General features: G+C 57.7%; 17 protein-coding genes and 3 pseudogenes. 1 reads left to right on the top strand and 19 read right to left on the bottom strand.

Annotated features, from left to right (window positions below; genetic code table 11):
• From EOA79_RS00995 to EOA79_RS34220, 11 genes and pseudogenes are all read right to left on the bottom strand, one after another.
• On the bottom strand, positions 1-182 hold a 182-nt coding region (locus EOA79_RS00995; protein ID WP_164750689.1), incomplete at its 3' end, for a M24 family metallopeptidase.
• A gap of 301 nt (positions 183-483) precedes the next feature.
• Entirely contained in the window at positions 484-1,257 is a 774-nt protein-coding gene (locus tag EOA79_RS00990; RefSeq protein ID WP_127217158.1) for a hypothetical protein, read from the bottom strand.
• 514 nt (positions 1,258-1,771) lie between these two features.
• Positions 1,772-3,535 (bottom strand): ABC transporter permease subunit, encoded by a 1,764-nt coding sequence (locus tag EOA79_RS00985; protein ID WP_127217159.1) that lies wholly within the window; start codon positions 3,533-3,535, stop codon positions 1,772-1,774.
• 19 nt (positions 3,536-3,554) lie between these two features.
• Positions 3,555-4,652, bottom strand: coding sequence for an ABC transporter ATP-binding protein (locus tag EOA79_RS00980; RefSeq protein ID WP_127217161.1), 1,098 nt, complete (start codon positions 4,650-4,652; stop codon positions 3,555-3,557).
• Positions 4,653-4,803: 151 nt separating this feature from the next.
• Complete coding sequence (locus tag EOA79_RS00975; protein ID WP_127214868.1) at positions 4,804-5,898, bottom strand: ABC transporter substrate-binding protein; 1,095 nt, start codon at positions 5,896-5,898, stop codon at positions 4,804-4,806.
• Positions 5,899-5,959: 61 nt separating this feature from the next.
• On the bottom strand, positions 5,960-7,123 hold the full coding sequence (locus EOA79_RS00970; protein ID WP_127214870.1) for a M20 aminoacylase family protein: 1,164 nt from the start codon (positions 7,121-7,123) through the stop codon (positions 5,960-5,962).
• An 839-nt stretch (positions 7,124-7,962) separates the two neighbouring features.
• Positions 7,963-8,958 carry a succinylglutamate desuccinylase/aspartoacylase family protein gene (locus EOA79_RS00965; RefSeq protein ID WP_127214872.1) on the bottom strand — a complete coding sequence of 332 codons (996 nt, stop codon included), beginning with the start codon at positions 8,956-8,958 and terminating at the stop codon, positions 7,963-7,965.
• 274 nt (positions 8,959-9,232) lie between these two features.
• A complete protein-coding gene (locus EOA79_RS00960; RefSeq protein ID WP_128292696.1) occupies positions 9,233-10,393 on the bottom strand; it encodes a Xaa-Pro peptidase family protein in 1,161 nt (386 codons plus the stop codon).
• 225 nt (positions 10,394-10,618) lie between these two features.
• A pseudogene (locus tag EOA79_RS34230) lies at positions 10,619-10,804 on the bottom strand (TOBE domain-containing protein); the annotation flags it as partial.
• Positions 10,805-10,955: 151 nt separating this feature from the next.
• Complete coding sequence (locus tag EOA79_RS34225) at positions 10,956-11,234, bottom strand: hypothetical protein (protein ID WP_348627831.1); 279 nt, start codon at positions 11,232-11,234, stop codon at positions 10,956-10,958.
• A gap of 592 nt (positions 11,235-11,826) precedes the next feature.
• The gene (locus EOA79_RS34220) at positions 11,827-12,090 is read right to left on the bottom strand and encodes a hypothetical protein (RefSeq protein WP_348627832.1); all 264 of its coding nucleotides are present in this window, start codon (positions 12,088-12,090) and stop codon (positions 11,827-11,829) included.
• A 1,259-nt stretch (positions 12,091-13,349) separates the two neighbouring features.
• Here EOA79_RS34220 and EOA79_RS00945 point away from each other — a divergent pair.
• A pseudogene (locus tag EOA79_RS00945) lies at positions 13,350-13,583 on the top strand (helix-turn-helix domain-containing protein); the annotation flags it as partial.
• A gap of 355 nt (positions 13,584-13,938) precedes the next feature.
• Here EOA79_RS00945 and EOA79_RS00940 read toward each other — a convergent pair.
• The 8 genes and pseudogenes from EOA79_RS00940 to EOA79_RS00900 all read right to left on the bottom strand — a co-directional run bounded on the left by EOA79_RS00940 (position 13,939) and on the right by EOA79_RS00900 (position 23,255).
• Positions 13,939-15,381 (bottom strand): amidohydrolase family protein, encoded by a 1,443-nt coding sequence (locus EOA79_RS00940; protein ID WP_245456950.1) that lies wholly within the window; start codon positions 15,379-15,381, stop codon positions 13,939-13,941.
• Positions 15,382-15,848: 467 nt separating this feature from the next.
• Positions 15,849-16,637, bottom strand: coding sequence for an ABC transporter ATP-binding protein (locus EOA79_RS00935; RefSeq protein ID WP_127214876.1), 789 nt, complete (start codon positions 16,635-16,637; stop codon positions 15,849-15,851).
• Positions 16,638-16,914: 277 nt separating this feature from the next.
• A pseudogene (locus EOA79_RS00930) lies at positions 16,915-17,010 on the bottom strand (IS3 family transposase); the annotation flags it as partial.
• A gap of 735 nt (positions 17,011-17,745) precedes the next feature.
• Positions 17,746-19,128 carry a PLP-dependent aminotransferase family protein gene (locus EOA79_RS00920; RefSeq protein ID WP_127214880.1) on the bottom strand — a complete coding sequence of 461 codons (1,383 nt, stop codon included), beginning with the start codon at positions 19,126-19,128 and terminating at the stop codon, positions 17,746-17,748.
• A 60-nt stretch (positions 19,129-19,188) separates the two neighbouring features.
• On the bottom strand, positions 19,189-20,622 hold the full coding sequence (locus tag EOA79_RS00915; protein WP_127214882.1) for an NAD-dependent succinate-semialdehyde dehydrogenase: 1,434 nt from the start codon (positions 20,620-20,622) through the stop codon (positions 19,189-19,191).
• Positions 20,623-20,850: 228 nt separating this feature from the next.
• Positions 20,851-21,750 (bottom strand): dihydrodipicolinate synthase family protein, encoded by a 900-nt coding sequence (locus EOA79_RS00910; RefSeq protein ID WP_127214884.1) that lies wholly within the window; start codon positions 21,748-21,750, stop codon positions 20,851-20,853.
• Positions 21,751-21,756: 6 nt separating this feature from the next.
• Complete coding sequence (locus EOA79_RS00905) at positions 21,757-22,602, bottom strand: amino acid ABC transporter ATP-binding protein (protein WP_127214886.1); 846 nt, start codon at positions 22,600-22,602, stop codon at positions 21,757-21,759.
• The gene (locus EOA79_RS00900; RefSeq protein ID WP_127214888.1) at positions 22,602-23,255 is read right to left on the bottom strand and encodes an amino acid ABC transporter permease; all 654 of its coding nucleotides are present in this window, start codon (positions 23,253-23,255) and stop codon (positions 22,602-22,604) included. The genes EOA79_RS00905 and EOA79_RS00900 overlap by 1 nt, the downstream gene beginning before the upstream one ends.
• Positions 23,256-23,263: the final 8 nt, after the last annotated feature.

Genomic DNA, 23,263 nt, shown 5'->3' with positions numbered 1-23,263 from the left:
CCAAGGCCGATGGAGTAGCCGCTCCTGGATTCCTTTCGCACGCCGTATGGTTTAAAGGCGCGCTGAAATGCTTGCGAAACTTCAGAGCACTTAACTCCCGGCCGTAGCGTTTCGACCTGCGCGAGGATGCCGTCCAGGGCGGCTTGATGCAGGTGCCGGGCCCGAGCCGTTGGCTCGCCCAAAAATACCGTCCGTGACAGGGCGCAGGCATAACGGTGTCAGAAGGCGCCAATCTCGAAATTGGTCTGACAGCCCATCTTATAGCTCGCGTCAGACACGAAAGATGCGGCGCATTGGTCGGGAGAGCCAACCGGCATGGTTGGGAATGGGTTCCCACCTTGGTCGAAGCCCGTTGCTTGATGGACAGGTTCCATTCGATGGTCAACAAGCGCCGCGACAAGGATTCGAGGCTGACATCGATTCCGCCGCCACAGTCCTCTACGCCGCCTACATCATACTCCTCGTAGGGCAATGGCCAAGCCCTCAAGAGTTTCGAACCGATCCTCTGTTGAATCCACTGAATGGCCTTCGAAACAACCCTTGCGCGAAGAACTCGATCATCGAAGTGAAGTCGTAGACTGGAAGATGGGTCGCCCGCTGCACTGCGGCGGCGAAAGGCGGCAGCTCGGAGCACTCCAGGAGCAGCATTCCTATGTCCGGCCTCTTCTTGACCAAGTTAACCGCCGTATCGACGGTTTCCTTCTCGACGGCATCGTAGTCGAAGTCCCGGCTCATGGTCAGCCACGCCCCCGCGAACACGGGGCAACCCTCGAGCCCGGCGATCGCCACGCGCTCGGAGTTGGAAGGCAACCCGGCTATCTCCAGCAGATCAGGCGTCAGCGAAGACGCGCTTGCCGTCACGATGCCCAGCGCCTTTCCTTGTGGAAGCACCCGCTCGAGAAATGGACCCAGCACAAGGCTAGACAGGAGCACGGGCACATCGACGGCGGCGCGAACCGCATCCTGGTAACGGATCATGAACCCGCAGTTGGACGTGATCAGCTGCGCGCCCTCGCGCACGAGTTCGGTCGCAGCTTGCACAATCACAGCTTCCGCTTGCACCGCCTCCGGCCCAATGATCCGGCTGAAGTTGACACCCGGCATCGTCATGTAGCGCGCCGGCACGGTCCATGTGCTGGCGTTCCCGACGCTACCCGGAACCAACGGCCGGTAGAAGGCGTCGCGGGAACGCTCGAACATCAGGATGCCTACTGGAGCGCCCTCGTAAGGCGGTTTGGGCTTCATCGCAGGCATCATGATGTCTCTTACTCCTTCATGAAGGTAAAGAACCGGATGCGCTCGCGCGCAATTGAGTTGGCGTAGCAGCTGCACAAGGCAGAAAATTATAGAGTTGCTCCCGCGTTGAACTACTGCAAAACCTGCACGTCTAGGACTTCGGCGCATAGTTGCTACGTTTCCGCAGATTACGATGAAAGCGGTTGACCTGCCTCCAGACATCGGATCGTTCTAAGCTGGAATTTTGCAACATGGGATCCCGCTTCTTCCGATCTTCCGACACTGGTCTCACAAATGGTATCCAGCTGCTCACAACGGTACGAAAATGCGGGGGTAGATCATGTTCCTCTCAAGGGCTGCTGCTATTGTCACGTCTCAGGTAGCAAAAGAGTAAAAGGACTGTCGCTCCGTCCCATCGAAGCCGAGCCATGGTGCTCAGGACACGGACGCGAGCGTCAGCCGACGTAGGTCCGTGATGTCGACCCTTATCGTGATGCATGGGTTACATGCCGATCAACGCATTAAGGATAGTGGCTTATCCCACTGGAACGGGCAGGGCGCTCGCCTTCGGCCTCGTGAGATAGAGGACGATTAGGCAGAGCACCGGCAGAAGAATCATTAGCGATGCCACTGCGGCAATTGTCGGATCGATCTGGTGGCGAATATCCTCCCACATCTTCATAGGCAGGGTGCGGATCGAGAAGCCGCCCACCAGAGACGTAATGACGACCTCATCAAACGAGTGAAGGAACGCGAACATGGCGCCGCCGATGATGCCAGGCCGGATCAGTGGCAGCGTCACCCTCATGAATGTCTGCAGCGGACTAGCCCGCATGCTCTTAGCCGCCTGCTCCAGCCGCAGGTCGAAGTTCGCTAGCGTAGCGGAAACCATCACCACGACATAGCCGATGGAGCCGATGGTATGCGCCAGGACGACGCCGGTCATCGAGCCGAGCAGCCCGAGTTTGACCAGCCCGAGATAGGTCGCGATGCCAACGACAATAACCGGAAATGTAATCGGCGTCAGCATCGCCATGGTCAAGAAGCTGCGCAGCCGCGGATTGGTGCGGTTAAGACCGTAGGCCGCGAGGGTGCCGACGATGGTCGACAGGATAACAACCACTATGCCGATCTGGATGCTGGCCCAGGCGGCTTCGTACCAGCCCGGATCGCCGAAGAAGGAGCGGTACCACTGCAGCGAAAGGCCCGAGGGTGGGAATTCCAAAGACCTTCCTGCGCTGAATGACATAATGACGACCAGAAGTTCCGGAAACAGCAGGTAGATCATGACGAGCGCGAGGAACACCGTGCCGACTATCTTCGACCAACGGCTATCACCGCCGGCCTTGTAGAGCTGTGCCGTCCAGCGCTTCGCCCGACGGGGAGCGAGAAACTCACCGATAACGCGTTTCAGCACGCCGAATGAACGCGACCGACCCAACCAAGGCTTCCGCGCTGGTTGAGCCGTGCGGCCCTGCGTACCAGAAAGATCAAGACCAAGCATGGAGAGCACGACGATGGCGACTGCCAGGAGGATAAAGGCCGAGGCGGCGACGCGCGCCATGTCAAAGGAGGTCTGGACCTGCGACGCGATGAAGGTCGATAGCATGGCGTCTCCCAACCCGCCAAGGGCGGCCGGGGTGATGTAGAAGCCGAGGCAGATCACAAAAACCAACAGGCAGCCACTGCGCACGCCCGGCATGCTGAGCGGGAAGAAAACGCGCCAGAAAGCGGTGGACGGCCGCGCCCCCATACTGCGAGCCGCCGCCATCAGCGATTTGTCGATGCCCATCATGACACTGACCAGAGGCAGGATCATCATGGGCAGCATGATGTGCACCATTCCGATATACACGGCCATGCGGTTGTAGATGAGCAGCAGCGGACTGGAGATAAGTCCGTAGTCGAGCAGCAGATTGTTGATCAGGCCGCGATCGCCAAGAATCACGATCCAGGCATAGGTTCGCACCAGTCCGCTGGTCAGATAGGGCACAAGAACGAGCACAATGAGCGCCATTCGCAGGTGCTTCGAGCCGGCCACGATCAGATAGGCCGTGGGATAGCCAATAAGGAGGCACAATACCGTGGCCACCACACTAATCTCAACAGTCTGGAAGAGAACGCGAACATTCGCCGGCTGGCCGAAAAACGTCTGATAGTTGACGACCGAAAACGCTGGTGCGTTAAGGCTGGTTAGGAATAGCAGGATAATCGGAATGCCGAATACAACGAGCAGGACGACGAGGGCAGGCCCAGTGAGCACGATGGGCATTCGGCCCAATGTCTGAAGCGTCTTCATCTGCATTCCCTCTCAGGCTTCACGCAGTGACAAAGCGAACGTCGCACCGCAGCCACTCGAGGCGTACCTCGTCGCCAGATCGGAAGATCGGCTGTCCCGCCGCGACGTGCTCGCGCACAATCAGCACACTGCTTCCGGCGCGCACATAATATTTCCGCAACGGGCCAGCATAGATCATGTCTTCGACAATGCCGGTGACGAGCTGGCGCTGGTCCGCATTGGCGCGATTCGGAGCCGTGGCAGCAGCAACGTAGATACGCTCCGGCCGGATCATGGGTACGGTACCGGACGGCGGCGTGACATCGGATTCGACCTTGAACCCGGGATTTTCGAGGATGTTTGCTTCGCCTAAGAAATTCGCCACGAATCGCGTCCTGGGCCGGTCGTAGAGGGCTTCCGGCGTGTCTGTCTGCTCGATTTCACCGGCGCGCATGACCACGATACGGTCCGATAGTGTGAGCGCCTCCTCCTGGTCGTGCGTCACACATATAGTGGTTTTGCCAAACTCCCTGTGCAGGCTCTTGAGTTCGCCTTGCATCTGCTCGCGAAGATTGCGGTCAAGGGCGCCCAGTGGCTCGTCTAGCAGGAGAAACGGAGGATCGGCGATCAGGGCTCGAGCAAGCGCCACGCGCTGTTGCTGGCCACCGCTCAGTTGCGATGGCATGCGGCTGCCAAAATCCTTGAGGTCGACGCGCCCAAGCATTCGATCGACCTGTGTTGCTCTCTCGGCGGCCTTCATGCCGCGCATTTCGAGCGGAAATTCTAGGTTCCGGCGCACCGTGAGGTGCGGAAACAGCGCATAGCTCTGGAAGACAATGCCCTGGTCGCGCCGGTAGGACGGCACCGAGCCGACCGACTTCCCAGCAATGAGGATGTCCCCCTCGGTCGGCGCTACGAACCCGGCGAGCAGCATCAGAGCTGTGGTCTTGCCCGAACCGCTTGGCCCGAGAATGGTCAGGAACTCGCCACGACGGACTGCAAGTGACAAGTCCTTGACCGCAGCGACCGCCCCATACATCTTGGTGACGCTGCAGAATTCAATCTGCGGCGGACTCGGAGTTTTCTCCAATGCTTCATCCTCGATCGGCAGGGTGATGTTTTTGAGGTGCAAGGTCACGATAGATCCTCGAATACGACCGGGACTCGGCCGCCAGACGCACTGCATCCCAATCGCTAGGGCGCGGACGGGGCGGCTCCAAAGGTTTCGAGATCGGGAAGGCGGTCGACTGGTTCCTAGCCGCCTTCACCACATCTCGGTTGATCGGGGATTACCGTAGAAGCCACTCGTTCCAACGCTGGTTAACCCGCTCGTTGTTTGTCATGCCGTCTGATCCCACCTCAGCGTACCACTTGGCGTCTATTCTTATGCTGGACGCCAAGTAATCGGGGTGGCTAGCGAATTTTCGTCCGATATTCTCTGGCACCAGTTTGTACGCGTTTCGGTTCGTTGGACCGTAAGGCATGAGCTGCAAAAAGGCTGCCTGCCTGTCCGCGCGGGTGATGAATTCAAGGAATCTCTGTGCGTTTTCCGGATTTGGGCTGCCCTTCGGGATGCACCAGCTTTCCCAAGTCATTTTTTGCTGGTTTCGATTGATCTCAATCGGCGCGCCTTGGTCGATCAATGCAGTCGCCCGGCCATCGTAGGAGTCCGCCAGGTCGACAGCCTGATCGTGCAGCATCTGCTGGAGCTCGGACCCGGTCTCATACCATTTGCGGATATGCGGCTTGATCTTGTCCAGACTCGCGAAAGCTCGATCCAAATCCAAAGGATAAATTGCGTCAGCAGGCACACCATCCGCCAGCAGAGCTTCCTCCAGCGGAGGCTGTACCAAGCCGGGCAATGTACGAACTCCGGGATACTTGGTCATATCCCAGAACTCAGCCCAAGTAGCTGGCCGCGGTTTGCCAGCTGGGAACTTCTCGGTGTTGTAAACCATGCATAAGGCGTAAACAATCGACCCGATACTGTACGGAGTTTTGGCGAAGTCCAACATCGCGTCCAACTCGTCTTTTTTATAGATGGAGAAATCAATTTTTTCGAGGTAGCCCTTCCGTTCAGCTTGGAGTTGCGTGGAAGGGCCAATGGGGATGACATCAACCGAAACGCTGTTGGTCGAAACCATCAGCTCAACCTTGGCCATGCTGGCCTCTTCGAGAATCGGGGTCACTTTAATTCCGGTCTCGGCTTCGAACGGCTTTACATAGGCTTCAATACATGCCTTTCCGTAATCGCCACCATTAAGTAAGGGTCTCAGTTCGCCCGGGGACTGAGCAGCTGCGCGGCGGGACTGGTAAGACATCGCACCTACTGCGATGGCGGATGCCGCATGGATGAAACGTCTGCGGTTTATCGACATGCTCATTGTTGTTCCTCCTCATTGTTCCCGCCACTGGACGGGAATGTGTTGTTGTCGCGGTGTCGTCTCAAACAGGCAGCGCTGTCTCGACGAGGCTTACCCAATAGCCGATGCCATAAGGCAGGGCTTCGTCGTTGAAGTCATACGCCGGATTGTGCAATGCGGCGGTCGCGCCATTGCCGAGATTAATGTAAGTGCCAGGTCGCGCCTCAAGCATGTACGCGAAATCCTCCGCGCCCATGCTGGGTCGCTTCCTATCGTTTACGGACTGAGATCCAACGAGACCGCATGCCGCCTTGATCGCCACATGAGTTGCTTCCGTATGGTTTACCATGGAGGGTTCGAGCCGCCGGTGTTTGAACTCAATTCCCGCGCCGTAGCCTTGCGCGATTCCTTCGAGGCATTTCCTGATCTGTCGTTCAGCATAGTCTCTGAGCTCAGATTTGAGGGACCGTACGGTGCCGGATATCTCCACATTTTCTGTAATGATATTGTACGCCGCACCGGCTTCTAATTTGGTGACGGAAACAACGAGCGACTCGAGCGGGCCCGTGCCACGCGAGATCAAAGTCTGCAGGCAGACGATGATTTGTGCGGCAATAACAGCGGGGTCGATGGTTAGATGCGGGCTGGCCGCATGCCCTCCCCTGCCCTTCATCACAATGTCGAACTCATCAAGAGCGGCAGCGGCAGGGCCATCGCAAATCGCGAAATTGCCAACTTCCAGGCCCGGCGCGTTGTGCATCCCAAAAACCTGGCTAATCTCGAACCGATCCATGATGCCTTCCTCGACCATCCTTTGGCCGCCCAGTCCACCTTCTTCCGCCGGCTGAAAGATCAGGGCAACGGACCCCTTGAAGTTGCGCGTGGTTGACAAGTGTTTCGCCGCCCCCAGCAGCATGGCCGTGTGACCGTCATTGCCGCATGCGTGCATCTTGCCTGGTATTTGCGAAGACCAGGGCTTGTTCGAAGCTTCTCGAATCGGCAGGGCGTCCATGTCAGCCCTCAGCCCGATCGTCGGTCCGTCTCCGCCCTGGCCCTGAATCAGTGCGACAATACCGGTTTCAGCAATCCCCGTTTCGATATGATTGATGCCGAATGAAGCCAGCTTCTCGGCCACGAAACCAGCTGTGTTATGTACTCCGTAGTCGAACTCGGGATTGTGATGGAGGTAGCGGCGCCACTCGGCTGCCTCATCCTGAAGCTCCCGGAAAGTCTCAACGCAGTGCATCTGTTGTTCCCATATGACAGGCCTTGCGCCGACTTGGCACTTTCATCTAAAATCAATCTCCTGGCCCCCTCCGTCAAATGCAGTTTGTATATCTGCGTCATCTAGAATCGAGATGATCCATAAACGCACCGTCGACCAAACGGATATTCGAGACGGCGCCGCTTATCCGTGTGTTCTATCATTCGCTCCGCGCACTCCCTGATCTGCGATGCTCGTCATGCCAAGCAGCGCTCGACATGCCTGCGAACAAACCCGACGCGAGTGATGCTGACGGTTTTAGCAAGTCTTGCGGCGGTGCTCTGATCGATGAAAACTGGATCGTTCGAAAGCGAAGTTTTCCGCGGTAACATGCTTTGGCTGGGAGGAGCGGAAGACAATGAAGGCACCGAATTTCTCGGACGCACAGAACGCGGAGCAGGGTCGGACGGAATCCCCCGTGGCGGAGATCTGCCGTGGGGCCGATTCATCAGCCTCGCGACCTGCTTCAACTGGAAGCAGAATACGACGACGGCTGCCGACCGAGATGAAGCGGTTAAAGCAGAACGGCAAGCTCCGGAAGTTGGTCGCCGATCTGTCGGTGGACAAGTCGATGCTCACCTAAAACTGCGAGGCTAGTCGCAAAACGCGAGTTGGTGGCGGGGAACGTGTGGCGAGTGGGACGTGTCGATCCGGCGGGCCTACCGGCGTTCTGGAATTCGACACGTCGACCTACCACTACAAGTCCCGGCGTCGCGACCAAGCCGGTCACGCATCTAGATGAGCGCTCTCGGATATATAGTCGGCCGTAGGAGGCCGGTTTCAAGGCACCCGGCAGCTTGATCTTCGTCGATTCCTGAGGCTTAAGGGATTAACGGCCGCCCAAGGAGCGCTACCCCATCGTTGGCGTCCACATGCAGTCCGGATTTTACAGCGCAAACGATTGATGTGGTAGGCGCGCGGATATCAACGGAACCAGCCGACAGCGAGTCCATCGGATGCAGGATGCCTATGAGATCACCCTGCTTTACTTCGTCCAGCACCGAGCAGCGAGGTTCGAAGATGCCCCGGACGGGCGATTTCAGCCAGTCAGACGAGAGCGTCTCAAGTGTCTGGCTGGACTTCCGTTGACGGAAGGTCGGATAATCCGCTTTTCCCTCAACGAGTCCAAGCGCGATGAGGGCATTGCGTACTCCAGCTTCATAGATCCCGAGATCTTCGGCTCCGACCGTGCCACCACCGAGTTCCACGCAAACGAATACCTTGCCTTGATTTTGAGCAAAAGTATCGAACATTCCAGGCGTGTCATCGTGCTCCCAAACCAATGTCATGGGTAGTTTGAATGCCTCTGCCATTCGGACCGTTTTGGCCATGAGGTCGGTGTCAGCAATGGGATGCGTCGTGGTCGCCGGTGGAAATTCCCACAGTGGTCCGAAGCTATGCAGATCCAATACGGTGTCGGCCATTGGCAACAACAGGCGGGATACTGCATCCGCGATGCGTTCGGTTACCGATCCGTCGGCGCGGCCCGGAAACACTCGATTGAGATTGAACCCGTCGATCGGCGTGTTGCGGCTCCAAGCCTGCACGGCCAGTGGATTGAGTTCTGGTAAGATGATGACCGTTCCACAGGTTTGCGCTCCTGGCAGCCAGTCAATAATCCGTCGCGCGACAATTGGCCCTTCCAGTTCATTGCCATGACATCCGCCTGTGATGAGGAGGCGCGGTCCCTCCCCTTTATTGAGACTGAAGACCGGAAGCGAAAGAGCTTCGCAGTCGGCGCCTTTGGCGACAATAAGATGCCCTGTGCTCACGCCAGGCTTGTCGAAATCGAACGTAAGATGTGATGTTTTGCTCATTTCTTCAGCCGCCGTTTATAGAGAAATAGCTGTTCCCAGATACGGCTTCGCCCTCGCCTTAACGAAGCAACGATTCCGGTGTGCGCTATTCTGGTTTTAATGGGATTGATGATTGATTCCGAACGAAGCCAAACTTTTAGTCACGGATCTACCGTCCTGTGTACCGGATACCCGAGCTCGGGATTTTGATGGAGGTAGCGGCACCCGTCCGGCTGCCGCTCTCCGCAAATCTCGAAATTGTTCAACCCGGTATGGAAAAAGCTCCGCCCCTCTTTCATGCATGATAGAGCGTGTGAGGTGTACGGCTGAGTATTTCCGCGCCTCGCTCCGTTACTAGGACGTGCTCACTGGTCCCAATCAGATAACCACTTTCTCCGCACAAGATGATTGGCATATGTAAGGTCATGTTTAGCTCAAGTATGTCCTCAGCACCAGGCTCAAGACTGATGTTACCACGCTCCACCCATCTGATGCCGGTTTGGTAGCCAACCCTGTGGTTAAGTAGCTCAGGACGCCCATGTCGTTTGAGCACTTCTCGTCCAGCGTAATCAACTGCACCGGCGGTCGCACCAGGCTTAATCGTAGCGATAACTGCCTCCAGAACTTCAATCGAGAGTTCGTGCAGAAGTTCAGTCTCGGCATGTCGACCAAGTACGGCACTCCGGACCAGCCCAAAGGCGTAGCCGTTCTTCACGCCACCAATTTCCAAAAAGGCGGGCTGATTTTTTCCGATCGGATGCTGCTTGGGACTACCGTGTGAAAGTTTCGTCCGTTCGCCGAACAGCAGAGTTGAGGAAGTCGCCTGTACTACACCCCCGGCCTTCTCGACTTCGCGGTCAATGTTCCCAGCCACTTCCGCTTCCGTAATACCCTCCCGCAGGGAAGACTGAAATGTCCGAACGGCCACGTCAGTCATTTCCATAGCAAACCGCATGACCTCGAGTTCCATCTCCGTTTTTACCGCTGCCACTGTCGCTACGAGACGAGTCGCGTCAGCGATTTTCATATCTGGAAGTTGCGCCTGAAGAGCACTAACGTCCGCTGGCGCAAGACCCCAGCAGCCGAGCTCAAGCCCAATCCTGCCCCCCTTCGACCGGAGACGCCGAATAGCATCGGCGCACGCCGGCGCAAAATCAAACTGCTCTCTGTAAGTAAGTATTTCCTGGACGCAGCTGCCTGCTCGGACGCCACCCAGTTCATACTCTCGGACGACAAAGGTCGGCTTTTGTCCCGGTACGAGAATCAATGGGAACGGCATGAAGTATGCCCCGCGCGCGTCATATCCGCTAAGATACTGAAGATGGCCTTGAGCGGTTACCAAGAGGGCGTCGAGGTTGGCTCGTTCCATAGCCTCGAACACTTTCTGATGTCGCCGTTCATACTCGGCGTATGGGAATGGAAGGCCCGCGTGTAGAGCTTCTGATCTAATGGTCATCGATCACCTCAATTGCTTGCTTATTGTTTAGAGGGCGCGCGCCGGTCAACTAACTAGAGATTCGGTGACAATCCGAATGCATGGCCAATTCACGTCTTTTCTCATCGAAGATTCACCAGTAACAGCGGCTTGCGTCAAATAGGGTTTCTGTATCATAGCCATCTGGCCACGCGATGGATGGGCATCCGGCCGAACGTCTGAAGCGTCTGCATTCCCTCTCAGCGATCAGGCAATGACAAAGCGAACGTCCGACCGCAGCCACTCGAGGCGTACCTCGTCGTTGGGACGGAAAATCTGCTGCCCTGTGGCGACATGCTCGCGCACGACAAGCATGCTGCTCCCGACGCGCACACGGTATTTCCGCAGCGGGCCAGCATAGATCATGTCATTAACGGTGCCGGCAACGGACTGGCGTTGGTCCGCATCGGCTCGCTTCGGCGCTGCGGGAGTGCCAACGCAGGCGGTACCGGCCGGAGGCGCGACATCGGATTCGACTTGAAACTGGGATTTCGAAGATGTTGGCCTCGCCTATAAATTCGCCACGAAGCGCGTCGCAGGCCTGTCATAGAGCGCCTCCGGCGTGTCGGTCTGCTCGATCCGCCCGGCGCGCATTGACGAGGATGCGATCCAACAGGGTGAGCGCCTCCTCCTGATTGTGAGTGACGCAGATGGTGGTGATGCCGAATTCTTTGTGCAGGCGCTTCATTTCCACTTGCAACTGCTCGCGAAGGTTGCGGTCAAGCGCGCCGAGCGGCTCATCGAAGAGCAACGGCGGTTCGGCAATCGGCGCGCGTGGAAGCGCCACGCGCTGTTGCTGGCCGCCACTCAACTGAGATGGCATGCGTCCACCCAAGTCTGTGAGGTGAACGCGCTCAAGATTCGACTACCCGCGTTGCTCTCTCTGCGCCGTCATGCCGCGCATTTCGAGCGGAAACTCCAGATTTCGCCGGACCGTGAAGGTGCGGAAAGAGCGCAAAACTTTGGAAGACGATGCCCTTGTCACGGCGATAGGACGGAACGGCCGCGACTGAGTCGGCCAGAGAAAAGGATGTCGCCCCCATTGGGTGCCACGAAGCCAGCGAGCAGCATCAAAGCCGTTGCCCGAACCGCTCGGACCGAGAATTGTCAGGAACTCCCGCGACGAACTGTCAGTGACAGGTCTTGGACCGCTACCTGGCCGTGCAACTTGGTGACGTCTCGAAATTAGATCTGCGCAGGCGCCATACTTTGATCCAATGGGTGATCCTCTGCAAATAATGGCGCGGCGGCACAACTGTGGCGGCCGCCGCCGCGTTTGATAATGGCTGGATCGCCCGTAGGCCCCCCTGCTTCTCCACAACGAACACGTCCGACATTGTGGCTTCATCGACATGTTCAGCATCGGCAAGTCGACGGACTGGGTGGCCGCCTTGCCGATTATCTTGGAATCTGGCCTACTGAAGAATCCACTCGTTCCAGCGCTGAGCCAGCCGCTCATTGTTCGTCAAGCCATCCGATCCCGTTTCGACGTACCACTGCCAATTCTTGGGAATGCTGCTCACCATGTAATCAGGATGGTTGGCAAGTTTGCGGCCTAGGTCCTCTGGTATCAGCTTGGAAGCATTGAGGTTGCTAGGGCCGTAGGGGATGAGCTGTGCAAAGGCCGCCTGGCGCTCGGCGCGGGTCGCGAACTCGAAATTTCTGGGCATTTTGCGCATTCGGACTGCCCTTCACGATGACCCACAAGGACGACATATGTATGGCCTAGCTCCGATCGATCTCGATCGGCGCGCCCTCTTCGCTTAATGTAAGCGCTCGTCCATCATAGGATTGGAAAAGGTCGGCAGTTTTATCGTGCATTAGCTGCTGGATCTCGGAGCCGGTCGCCCACCATTTGCGGACGTGGGCCCTGATCTTTTGCAAGCTCGCGAAAACGCGATCAATGTCCATTGGGCAGCGACCCCATCCGCGAGCAGAGCTGCCTCATACTGACCTTCAGCGTAGTCACTTGCGAATATGCGAACGCCTGGAAACTATTCACGTCCCATAACTCGGCCCAAGTGGTAGGTCGTGGCTTACCAGCCGGGCACGTCTCAGTGTTGTAAACCATATTGAGGGAATAGAACAGCGATGCAACGCCGAACGGTTGTTTGCTAAATTCACGATTCCGTCTAATAGCTCCTCCTTCTTGTAGATCGAGTAATCGATCTTTTCGAGGAGGCCTTTCTCAAATGGGGGAATCGCCGTTCCTGAGCCTAGGTCTGCCACATCGATCGTAACGTTGTTATTGGTTACCATCAGTTCAAGCTGGGGACTGGTTAGCTCGTCGGTGATATTATCACCTTGATCCCAGTCTCAGCTTGGAACGGTTCCATAGGCGTCCATATTGGCCCTGGCCCAAGCGCCGCCGCCAACCACAACCGTTAACTCGCCTGATGATTGCGCTGAAGCCCGGCTAGCGACGGAAGACAGCGCGCCGACTGCGATAACGGACGACGCCGTCTGCATGAAACGTCTGCGGTTCAACCCAAAAGCTCATGTTTGTTCCCTTTTCTAGTTGCCTTGACCGACACCGGGCAAGATGTTTTGCTTACTCAACGCGATCTCAAAATTCCGATTTCAGGCAGCGAGCGTCCTCTCGACCAGGTTCACTCGATTGTCGATGCCCCGTGACGGCCTCTCCCGCACTCTAACCTCAGGCAATGCACGCCAGCGTCATGCGGTAGAGGGTCCCTAGGTTGTAGGTGGGCAGCCCTGTGATGCGGCGTGCCGGCGCCACCGCCGGAAACCACGTACACTCAAACAGCAACGCTGCGACTTCCGGATGAGCGGCTCGCATCCGCGTCACGCAGGCGGCGACATCTGCCTCAAGATCGGACTCCCTGATCGGCAATTTTCGGGAGCGGATTTAGCGGTCGGTTCTTGGCTGCGCCGTTCTGGCAGTTTTGGCCTCTCACGATGATGTTGAGAGGGGGCCATGCCGAGACGGAAGCAAGCGAGACGAACGAGCGTGAGGGATATCCAAGCGATCTTGCGCCTCACCCATGAGCAGGGTCTTTCGGTGCGTGAAGTGTCGAAACGGCTGAAGATCAGCAAGACGACAGTATCGACCTATTTGCTACGGGCGCGGGAGGCCGGGCTGTCATGCTGGCCTCTGCCGCCGGGTGACGACGGGAAAATCGAACGTCGTGGCCTGTCGGATCGAGCCGGTCACGCCGGTTACTGACGGTAACGTGCCGGGCGCCAATCTGCATTCGAGTTGTTCGAGTTGCAGGAGTCCCGAGAGAGCGTGATATCTGCGATGACATAGACGAAAGCTCCTTTGCCAGGCTTTAGGCATGCCGGATTAGCAATTGCGCGCGATAGAGCGGGTGTGGTTTACTGTGCCGTGCTCCGTCCCCACGAGGTTCTCGGCGACCGTGTGATGAACCCGTGACGCAGCTTATCGCCAGCCAGAGGGAGCTGGGCGGCGATTGCCTCGTTTGCTCTAGCCAAGCACAAACAGATCCCGAGGCGCCTTAGTCAGCCTGTCGGAACCGGGATCATCCTCGCCACGTGGTACACTACTATACCAAATCAAGGTTGTACACAGCCCTATTATTTTTATAGAGGATCATTCGGGCAGCCTCGACTGCTTCTTCGATACTGAGACTTCCGCCCACAACATAGTCTGTAAGCGCTTTCGCTAAGTACCGCTTTCCCCACCGACCGGAAAGCCAATAAAGCTCGGGAACGTGAAATGCATCACTGGCGAAAAGGATTTTGGAAAGGGGGACTGCCTCCATCACCTGCATATACCGCTGATACAGATTCTGATGAACAAGCGGAGTCATTATTGACAATTCGAAGTAGCAATTGGGATAGAGGTGGCTTAGCCACGCAGCCTTGCCGACGGAGGGATAACCTGCATGAAGCGGAATGATTTTTGGCGCTCGCATCATTTGGCCTTTGTCAAACCTGCAAACTTCTTCTAGGTAGAATGGGTCTTGATTTCGAAGTGTTACCCAAGGCGCTTCCCCATCACCGGTATGGATCTGCATTGGCATGTCCCGTTTTAGGCACTCCTCAAGGGCGAGAGTGAAAGTATAGCGGCACAGATCCTTAGTAACTTGCGCAGCTTCTTCTCTGTCCATATCCGGGCGCTTATCAAACGAATTCCTCAGCGCCTGCCAAGATAACTCAGCGGGTCGGCGATCATACAAGGGGCGGATCAGTCCGATATCTGGCAGGAGATAAGATTTCATCCCGAAAGAAGGCTTGCCGAAGTTTCCATTTCCGTCCAATATTTCGTGCAGTCTCTCGATGTAACGTTTTTCGAAATCATCAAACGGGATATTGAGGTGGAAAAATTCTTTTTGCACTTGCTCGATGCGGCTGATGCGGTGCGATTGGCAGGGTAAGATAGCTTCTTCAAAGCGCGATATTGCTTCGGGGCCGCGACCTTCAAGCACCCCGGTTTCTAGCATTATGTTCTGAAAATTCGCGTCACCAAACAAACTGTTTACGTACACCCAATAGTCTTTTCCTCGGTCATTGCGGGCCTCAATGACTGCCTCCAGCGTCGGGTCGCACTTTAAGAATTGCGCCAGTTCTTTCACCAAAAATTTGATAAAAATGCTCTGAGAAAGATTATAGGTTATTCCATCAACCTTGTTCTGTATGTCAAACCTTTTGTTTAGATCATATTTGGCTGCTTCGTCACCGTTCAGCCACTGAGTATAGACGCCATTTGGAAAGTAGCTCGGTATTGGAAAACCCGCCAGGGATATACGCTCAAGATACCTTTGCGGCGTTGTGAAAGCATCTTGATCGGTAATAAGATGGCAGTGGGTGTCGTCAATCGGCAAGTCATTTACTGCCTCGAAAATTTGGGAGAACTCCGGCTGTTGCCTAGAAAAAAATATTGACAAGTGTTCCGGGACTTTTTGGCTTGCCGAAGATGCAAGATTGCTTGCTGACGCTGTGCTATTCATATCCATGACTTCCTTTTGCCAATCTTGATTTTTCAAATTGCAGCGCTTCCTTCGGGCGCGCCTGCGGCCGTCGGGGGAGATGACGTGGCATTATCGCCAGCACGCAATGGTTATGAGTTATCAAGATCACGCCAAGACATGCGACGCTGAGAACCAGTAGGAGGGATCAGCGCGCTCATTGTCTCCGCTGAGATATTCACGGTGGCCCTTGCGGACACCGGAATCGCGTCCAGCTTGTTCCACAAGCTCGATTCTGCTGACAGCGGCCCTACTCGGAAATCCGAAAATGGAAGGCCAGTCAGCGGGATCGCCGAAGAGAGCGCTTTCAAAGTTGCCGCAACGAAATTCCTCAACTGTTGAGGGAGCGCTTCCCCAGGAAGGGGCTGCAATCCAAATGCGCGACTAAATTCACGCCGTTCGTCAAGTCGGGATCGGACCACAATTACACGAGCTCCGCACGTACTGAGCGCACCGACCAGAGATGCAGCTCTTGATCACGCCGATTAACAAATGCCCTGTGACGGCATAGGGCGGCTCAGTCCGCTGGCATTTGATACCCGTGCCGCTCTCCGGCCCAACGCCTCGTCGAGAGTTGGAGCAGAGGCAAGAAGCTGGCGGGTATAGTCTTCGCTGGGCCTTTTCAGAACATCGCCCGGCAACCCGGCTTCGATGATACGTCCCCCGCGCATAACCGACACGCGATCGGCAATGGCTGCGGCTAGATGAAAGTCATGCATAATGAAGATATAGGCGAGTCCCCGCGAGGCCCGAAGTTGCAGCATCAGCTTGATGATCTCAGCGCTAACCGAGACGTCGAGCATGCTGACCGGCTCGTCGGCGATCACCAGTTCGGGCTCCATGACCAGCGCGCCGGCGATGACGGCCCTTTGTCGCTGACCGCCGGACAGTTCCTTGGGATAGCGCGGTGCGAATATCTCAGCAGGACGCAGGCCTGCAGACGCCAGGGTGCGTTGCACTTTCTCGGCCAGGCTCTGCGCGCGGCCGTTCATTCCGTTGACGATGAGTGGCTCGGCGACATGGTCGAAGATCGTCTGCGAAGGATTGATCGACGAGAAAGGATCCTGGAAGATCATCTGGACCCGCCTCCGGTAATCGCGCAACTCGGCGCGTGACCGCAGGAACGTTACATCCTCTCCGTTCATCAGCATTCGACCATTGGTGGGCACCTGAAGGCGCGTGGCGACCCGGGCCAGTGTGGATTTGCCGGAGCCAGATTCGCCAACGATTGCGTGGATCTCGCCGCGTTCGACAGAGAAATTAACATGGTCCATCGCGTCGAATGAGCCACGAAACGCGTTGTGTTATCTACCAGATACCCGGACGCGGTATTCTGGTCGAAGTAGCGGCGCCAATTCCTTGCCTCGTTCTGGAGATCCGGAAAGTCGCAATGCTGAGCATCTGTTGTTTATGGCCGATTGGCATATTTTTCTTGGCCGACCGACTGGCGCTTGCATTCACTCGAATATCAGTTGCCCGGCGGCTTCGGTCAAATGCAGTTTGTATATTGACATCATCTAGAAGCTAGATGTCAGCGGCAAAACCCTAGTCGCGCCGTTCGCGGTTGAGCAAGGCCGTGATGCGCCGATAGCCATAGTTCGGCCGCTGGTCGACTAGCCTGCGGATCCTGGGCAGTACGGCACCATCGCCGGGCGGCGCATGCTTACGCGTCGCAGGGCTTTCGAGACGCTATGCCAAAGTCTCCGCGTGAGCGCCCGTCCCTTCACCGGCCCAGCAGGGCACAACCCACGCCGGAAACGAACTCAAAACTGGATAGAAACTGGGGGCAAGGTCACCGCGCGCATATTTGCCCATCACGCACCAACTGAGCCTTGCGACGAATAGCACAGCCCCCGTATCGCCGAGGCCTAAAAAACCAGGACATCCGATGCTGACAAACCAACGCCCACCGGTTGCCCAGGCGCGATTCCAATCCCTTTGCTTAGATTTTTCTGGATTAACAGAAACTACTTCTGTCCGCTAACTCAACGACTACGTGTACGTCCGATCCTAGCGCCACGACGTCAAGAACAACACCTTCAATAATGTTTTGTTCTGGCTCACGACCCATGCCGCTTTCGGTATGACCAAACAGTGCGATGTGCTCTGGCCCGACGCACAGATCAGCGCTGTCCTTCTGGCTGTTGGGCCGCTCCTCTAGTGTGCACTTCGGTTCTGGGGTTACGAACGTGGTGGCGCCACCCATCGAACGCACGCGGCGCGCTCCATGGAACCAATTGGACCTACCCACAAACTCCGCGACGAACTTGTCGATCAATGCGAAGACGCGCTCGGCATGCGAGCTAGGCGTCCATCGTCCCGAAAAAGTGTGTGCTTGGCGGCCAACAACGTTGAGCTCACCGGAAGCAGAATGACCAACGGTTATGCGACAGAAGCGACTCTTATTGGGTGGCGACCCAGGATGTCGCGCAGAATCTGAAGCACGGTGGAGAGTTCTCTAGGATCCTTTGGCGCACCAAGGCAGATGCGGATTCCGCCGGGGTCACCCTCACCCACCGCGGAGGCTATGGGTGGTGTCACAAGTATGCTGCGCGCTCGCGCAGCGGCGGTTAATTGATCGGCCGACCACTCATGCGGCAATGGCAACCAGGCGTAGAAGGCTGGGAACTGCAATTTTGGGGCCTTGGGAAAGATGTCGAGGAACACACCGTAACGCTCCAGCGCCTGCTGGCGACGCTCACCCACCAGTTCGTCCAGCTTGCCGTTCTCGATCAGCCGCACCAACACCTCGCTTAGCATGGGAGCCACAAACCAGGCCGAAGCGTGCAGGAGGAGCTCGGCCTGAGCGATGTAGGCCGTCGGGACCGTCAATGTGCCGAGTCGGAAGCCTGGCGCGACGCATTTGGAATAGGAGGTGACGAAAAAGGTGCGGTCCGGTGCCAGCGAGGCAATCGGCACAGGACGCTCGGTGAAGAAAAAGCTGTACACGTCATCCTCGATGACGATCAGATCGAACTCCTCGGCCAGTTGAGCGATGCGGCGACGCCGGCCAAGGTTCATGGTGCGGGCCGTCGGGCTCTGCAGCGTTGGCATGCAATAGAGCACCCGTGCGCCGGACGTGCGGCAGGCCTGTTTCAGCGCCTCTGGATCTACTCCCTCCTCATCCATCTCCACAGGCACCAAGTTGAAATGGCAGGCTGCAGCAATAGCCTTGAAGCCGGAATAGGTGAAGGCATCGACCAAGATGCTGTCGCCGGGCTTTGCCACCAGGCGCAGGGCGGTGTCGATGGCGTGCTGGGCGCCGTTGCACAGGAATAGCCGTGCCGGCTCGACGGTGAAGCTGTTGTCAGACAGCGAGGCGGCGATGATTTCGCGGTGCCAATGGATGCCGCCGTGGGGGTGATAGCCTAGCAACGGTGCAAGATCACGCTCGCGGATCACCTCGCCAAACAACGCGGACAGAATGTGCGTTTCGCTCCCCTCGGCGGGCACGTTCAGCGCTAAATTGATTTGTTCTCGTCTTGCCGCCGTCTCGGCGCGGGCGGCGGAACGGCGACGAACGAAAGTGCCCTGTCCGACATGGCCGCTGACGATGCCGCGCTGTTCGGCCTCCTGATAGGCTTTGCTGACGGTGCCGACGGAAAGACTAAGCTCTCGTGCTAGGTCACGGTGCGGTGGCAAGCGGTCGCCATCGGACAGCCGGCCGTCGGCGATATCTTGCTCCAGAGCATCGACCAAGGCAAGGTAGCGCGGCCCCTTAGCGGCTAGCTGCCGCGGACGCCAACCCGACAGTGTCTCATCCATGCTCCGCGCCCCTTTTCCTTTCCGTCTCATCCTCTGCTAAACATTCCGTCTCATCCTTTGCTAAACATGAAGATGGCCAACATACTTTCGTACAGTGTAGGACTCTAGACCCTCGATGCCGCCTTCGCGGCCCCAGCCGCTGTCGCCGATTCCACCGAAGGGGGTTTCGGGGATCGTCACCACCATCTGGTTAATGCCGATAACGCCCACCTCCAGCTTCTCCGCTATGCGGTTGGCAGTCGCGGCGGAGCGGGTGAAGGCATATCCGGCCAGACCGTAAGGCAATGCATTCGCCCGTGCGAGCGCCTGTTCTATGTCATCAACAGGTTGTACCAGCGCAAGCGGGCCAAATGGTTCCTCTGTCATGGCCCTTGCCTGGTCGGGAATGTCCGCCAAGATGGTGGGTCTGTACAACAGTCCCGTCCCCTTCAGTCGTTCACCTCCGGCTACTAGCCGGGCCGAATGGGAGAGGGCGTTGGCGATTAGGTCATCCATGGCAGCGATGCGGCGGGTATTTGCGAGGGGACCGACCGTGGTGCCCGCTCGCAGGCCGTCGCCCACTACCTGCTTCTCCACGAAGGCACGCGCGTGTTCAAGGTACTCTTCGTAGATCGGGCGTTCGACGAAAAAACGCGTCGGCGAGGTGCAGACCTGGCCAGTATTGCGCAATTTGATGGCCATCGAGAGCTCCGCCGCTCGCTGAATGTCAGCATCTTTCGCGACAATCACGGGCGCGTGGCCGCCCAGCTCCATGGTGGCCACTGTCAGGGTCTCTCCTGCTAGTCGAGCGAGGTGACGTCCCACCGGAGTCGATCCGGTAAAGGAGATCTTGCGGATCACAGGTGAACGAATGAGGTACGCGGACACGTCTGCGGGCACACCGAAGACCACGTTCAGCACGCCCTTGGGCAGCCCTGCATCGGTGAGCGCCCGCGCTATTTCTAGCGTTGTGCCCGGCGTTTCCTCAGCCGGCTTTATGATGCAGGTGCACCCAGCGGCAAGAGCAGGAGCGATCTTGCGCGCGGGCGTCACTGCAGGGAAGTTCCACGGCGTGAAGCAAGCGACGGGGCCAACCGGCTCCTGTGTAACCGTCTGGCGCAGATCGGGGACGCGCGCCGGGATGACACGGCCGTAGCTGCGCCGTCCCTCTTCTGCGAACCAGTCAAAGAACTCTGCCGCGGCGGTGATCTCACCTTTCGCCTCCGCCAGGGTCTTACCTTCCTCCAACGTTAGCAGCGTAGCAATGTGGTCTAAACGCTCGCGCATCAGGTCAGCGGCTTGGCGCATGATCTGCCCACGCTCGTAAGGCGAGGTGCGCTTCCAGCCGTCAAAGGCCCGGTTTGCCGCCGCGAGTGCGCGGTCAAGCTCTGCCGTTCCGGCGTGCGGCAGCACGCCGAGGGGCTGTTCTGTGGCAGGATTGAGAACGACTTCACTGCCAGCATTGGTTTCCTCGATCCATTCACCGTCGATGAGCATTGCCAGTTTCGGATACATACTTTAGTTCCTTGGACAGAGTACGGTGCGCTCAGACGTGGGTAGAAGTCCGATTGGAACGGATCCTTCGAGTCGAAGCAGTTCTGAAGCGAGTCGTTGATGTTGGCTCAGCTGCCAACTGTTCATGCAATTATTTGCATTGCAGCCGCTGGTTATATCTACATCTGACAGCCGATGCTTTTATTGGTGGCTCCAGCATGATAGAATTAGAAGGCATGTTGGCTCTCCTTAGGCGGTGGCCCAACGAGCTAGGCCGGCTTCGGCGATGATCTTGGCGATGGCCGCTTTCTGTTCGTCTGCCAATGGCAGCAGCGGCAGGCGCGGACCACCGGCGTCGCGGCCAAGCTGGCTCATGGTCTCTTTGATGGCCGCGTAATAGGCCCCGGACTGGAAGCACCGGTAGAAGGCGAAGACGTCGCGGCCGAGGTCATCCAACGCCTTATGGCCAGAGAGCGCCTTGTCCCAGTAGTCGCGGATCAAGGGCCCGGCGATCTGGTGCGCCATAGCGACGACTCCATGGGCGCCAACGGCGCGGGCCGGAACGATCATGGTTTCGTAGCCGACGAAGACACGAATCCTATCGCCGACGCGCTGCACAAGCTCACTCACCTGAGTAATGACGCCCGAGCTATCCTTGATGGCGACTACGGTTGGCAGGGCGGAGAGTTGCTCCACCAGGGCCGGGGTGATGTCGATACCCGCGCGGCGCGGGCTGTTGTAAAGCATCAGTGGCAGCGACGTGCTACCGGAGATGTGCTCGAAGAAGGCCACGATCTCACGCGGGCTCGGCATGGCGTAGATGGGTGGCAGGATCATGCCGCCCGCGCAGCCCGCCGCCACGGCGGATTGGCACGCTTCCAGTACATCTTCGACACGCAGGTCGGCGACGCCTGCCAGGACGGGTACGCGGCCGGCCACATGGTCTACCGTTAATTTGTAGAGGCGCGCGCGCTCGGTCTTGGTGAGAGCATAGAATTCGCCAGTGCTGCCAGCCGCGATGATGCCCTTTGCGCCATTGGTAATGGCGTCGTCGATGAGGGTCTTATATCGGGTCTCATTGAGCGAGCCATCGGCTCCGAAAGGAGTGACGAGAACGGGGAAGATACCGCCCCAGTTTGCATCGGCCATGATCTATTATCCTCTGTTGCGAGATGTGGTTGAAGCTGCGTCCGCCGCGGCCGCGAGGGGACCGAGAAGGCGGGCCTGTTCCGTGAAGCGTCCGACGAAAGCCGCGAGCCTTGGGTTGACACCCGACAGTAGGAGTTCGCGCGGAGCGCCGCTGGCGGCGACCACGCCCTGGTCCATGAAGACCACCCGATCGGCCAATTCATAGGCGAAGCCGATCTCGTGGGTGACGATGACCATGGTCATGCCTTCGGCAGCGAGTTGGCGGATGGCGGCGAGCACGTCGCCCACTAGTTCCGGGTCCAGTGCCGATGTCGGCTCGTCGAACAGCATGATGGTGGGCTGCATGGCGAGCGCACGGGCGATGGCGATGCGCTGCTGCTGGCCGCCCGACAATTGTGACGGGTATTTGTGCCCGGCGTCAGGAAGGCCCATGCGGGTGAGAAGCTCGCGAGCCCGTGCCTCGGCCTCGGCACGAGGCACCTTCTTCACCACGAGCGGGGCTTCGATGATGTTCTCCAGCCCCGTGCGGTGGGGGAACAGGTTGAAGTTTTGGAATACCATGCCGGTCTTGATGCGCACCGCGCTAACCTGCGCGCTTGACAGCTTCAGCCGTCCGGTCCTGGTGCGGCGGAAAAGAGGCGCGCCCTCGATGATGATCTCGCCCTGGTCGGGTTCCATCAACAGGTTCATGCAACGCAGCAGCGAGGTCTTGCCCGAGCCGCTGGCGCCGATCAGGCAGACCACCTCCCCGCGATGCACCTCAAGATCTACGCCGCGGAGTACATGCTGCTTCCCGAAGGACTTCTCGATGCTGCGTACGCTCAGTACTACTTCGGTGGACGTTCCGGTCATCACGCGGCCTCCTTGCGCTCGAACCGGCGCGAAAGAGCGCTGAGGGGGAAAAGGATGAGGATGAAGATGGCGCCGATGACCGTGTAGACCTCCATTGGCCGGTACGTGAAGCTGGCTATGTAGCCCGCCTGATAAAGCAAATCGGGGATGGTCAGCACCGAGAGGAGCGTTGTGTTCTTGAGCTGCATGATGGTCTGGCCCACCAGCGGTGGAACCATGCGGCGCAGTGCCTGCGGCAGGATGATCCGCTTCATGCGCTGAATGTATCCCATGCCCAGCGCAACGGCGGCGTCAGTCTGGCCACGGTCGATAGACTGGATACCGGCGCGCAGGATCTCGGCATAGAAGCCGCTGGCATAAAACCCGAGACCGAGGATGCCCGCCGTTTCCTTGCCAATCTGGATCTGCAGGAAGATGGGCAGGGCATAATACACCCACATGAGCAACACCAGCAGTGGGATGTTGCGGAAGAACTCTACCCAAATTCGGCCGGTCCAGCGCGATAGTTGCCAGGGAGTGAGTTGAAGCAGGGCCACCAATAGACCGATAGCTAGGCCGATGGCACAGGTATAAAACGTGTATTTCAAAGTGATGAGCAGGCCGTAGGCGAGAATATCCCAATTCGCAAGGACGACCGACGGGTCGAATTTCATAGCGCTCT

The sequence above is a fragment of the Mesorhizobium sp. M1A.F.Ca.IN.020.03.2.1 genome, assembly GCF_004023205.1.
Lineage (GTDB): Bacteria > Pseudomonadota > Alphaproteobacteria > Rhizobiales > Rhizobiaceae > Mesorhizobium.
Note: the sequence above shows the minus strand (reverse complement) of the source record. Positions and strands in the feature narration are given on the sequence as shown.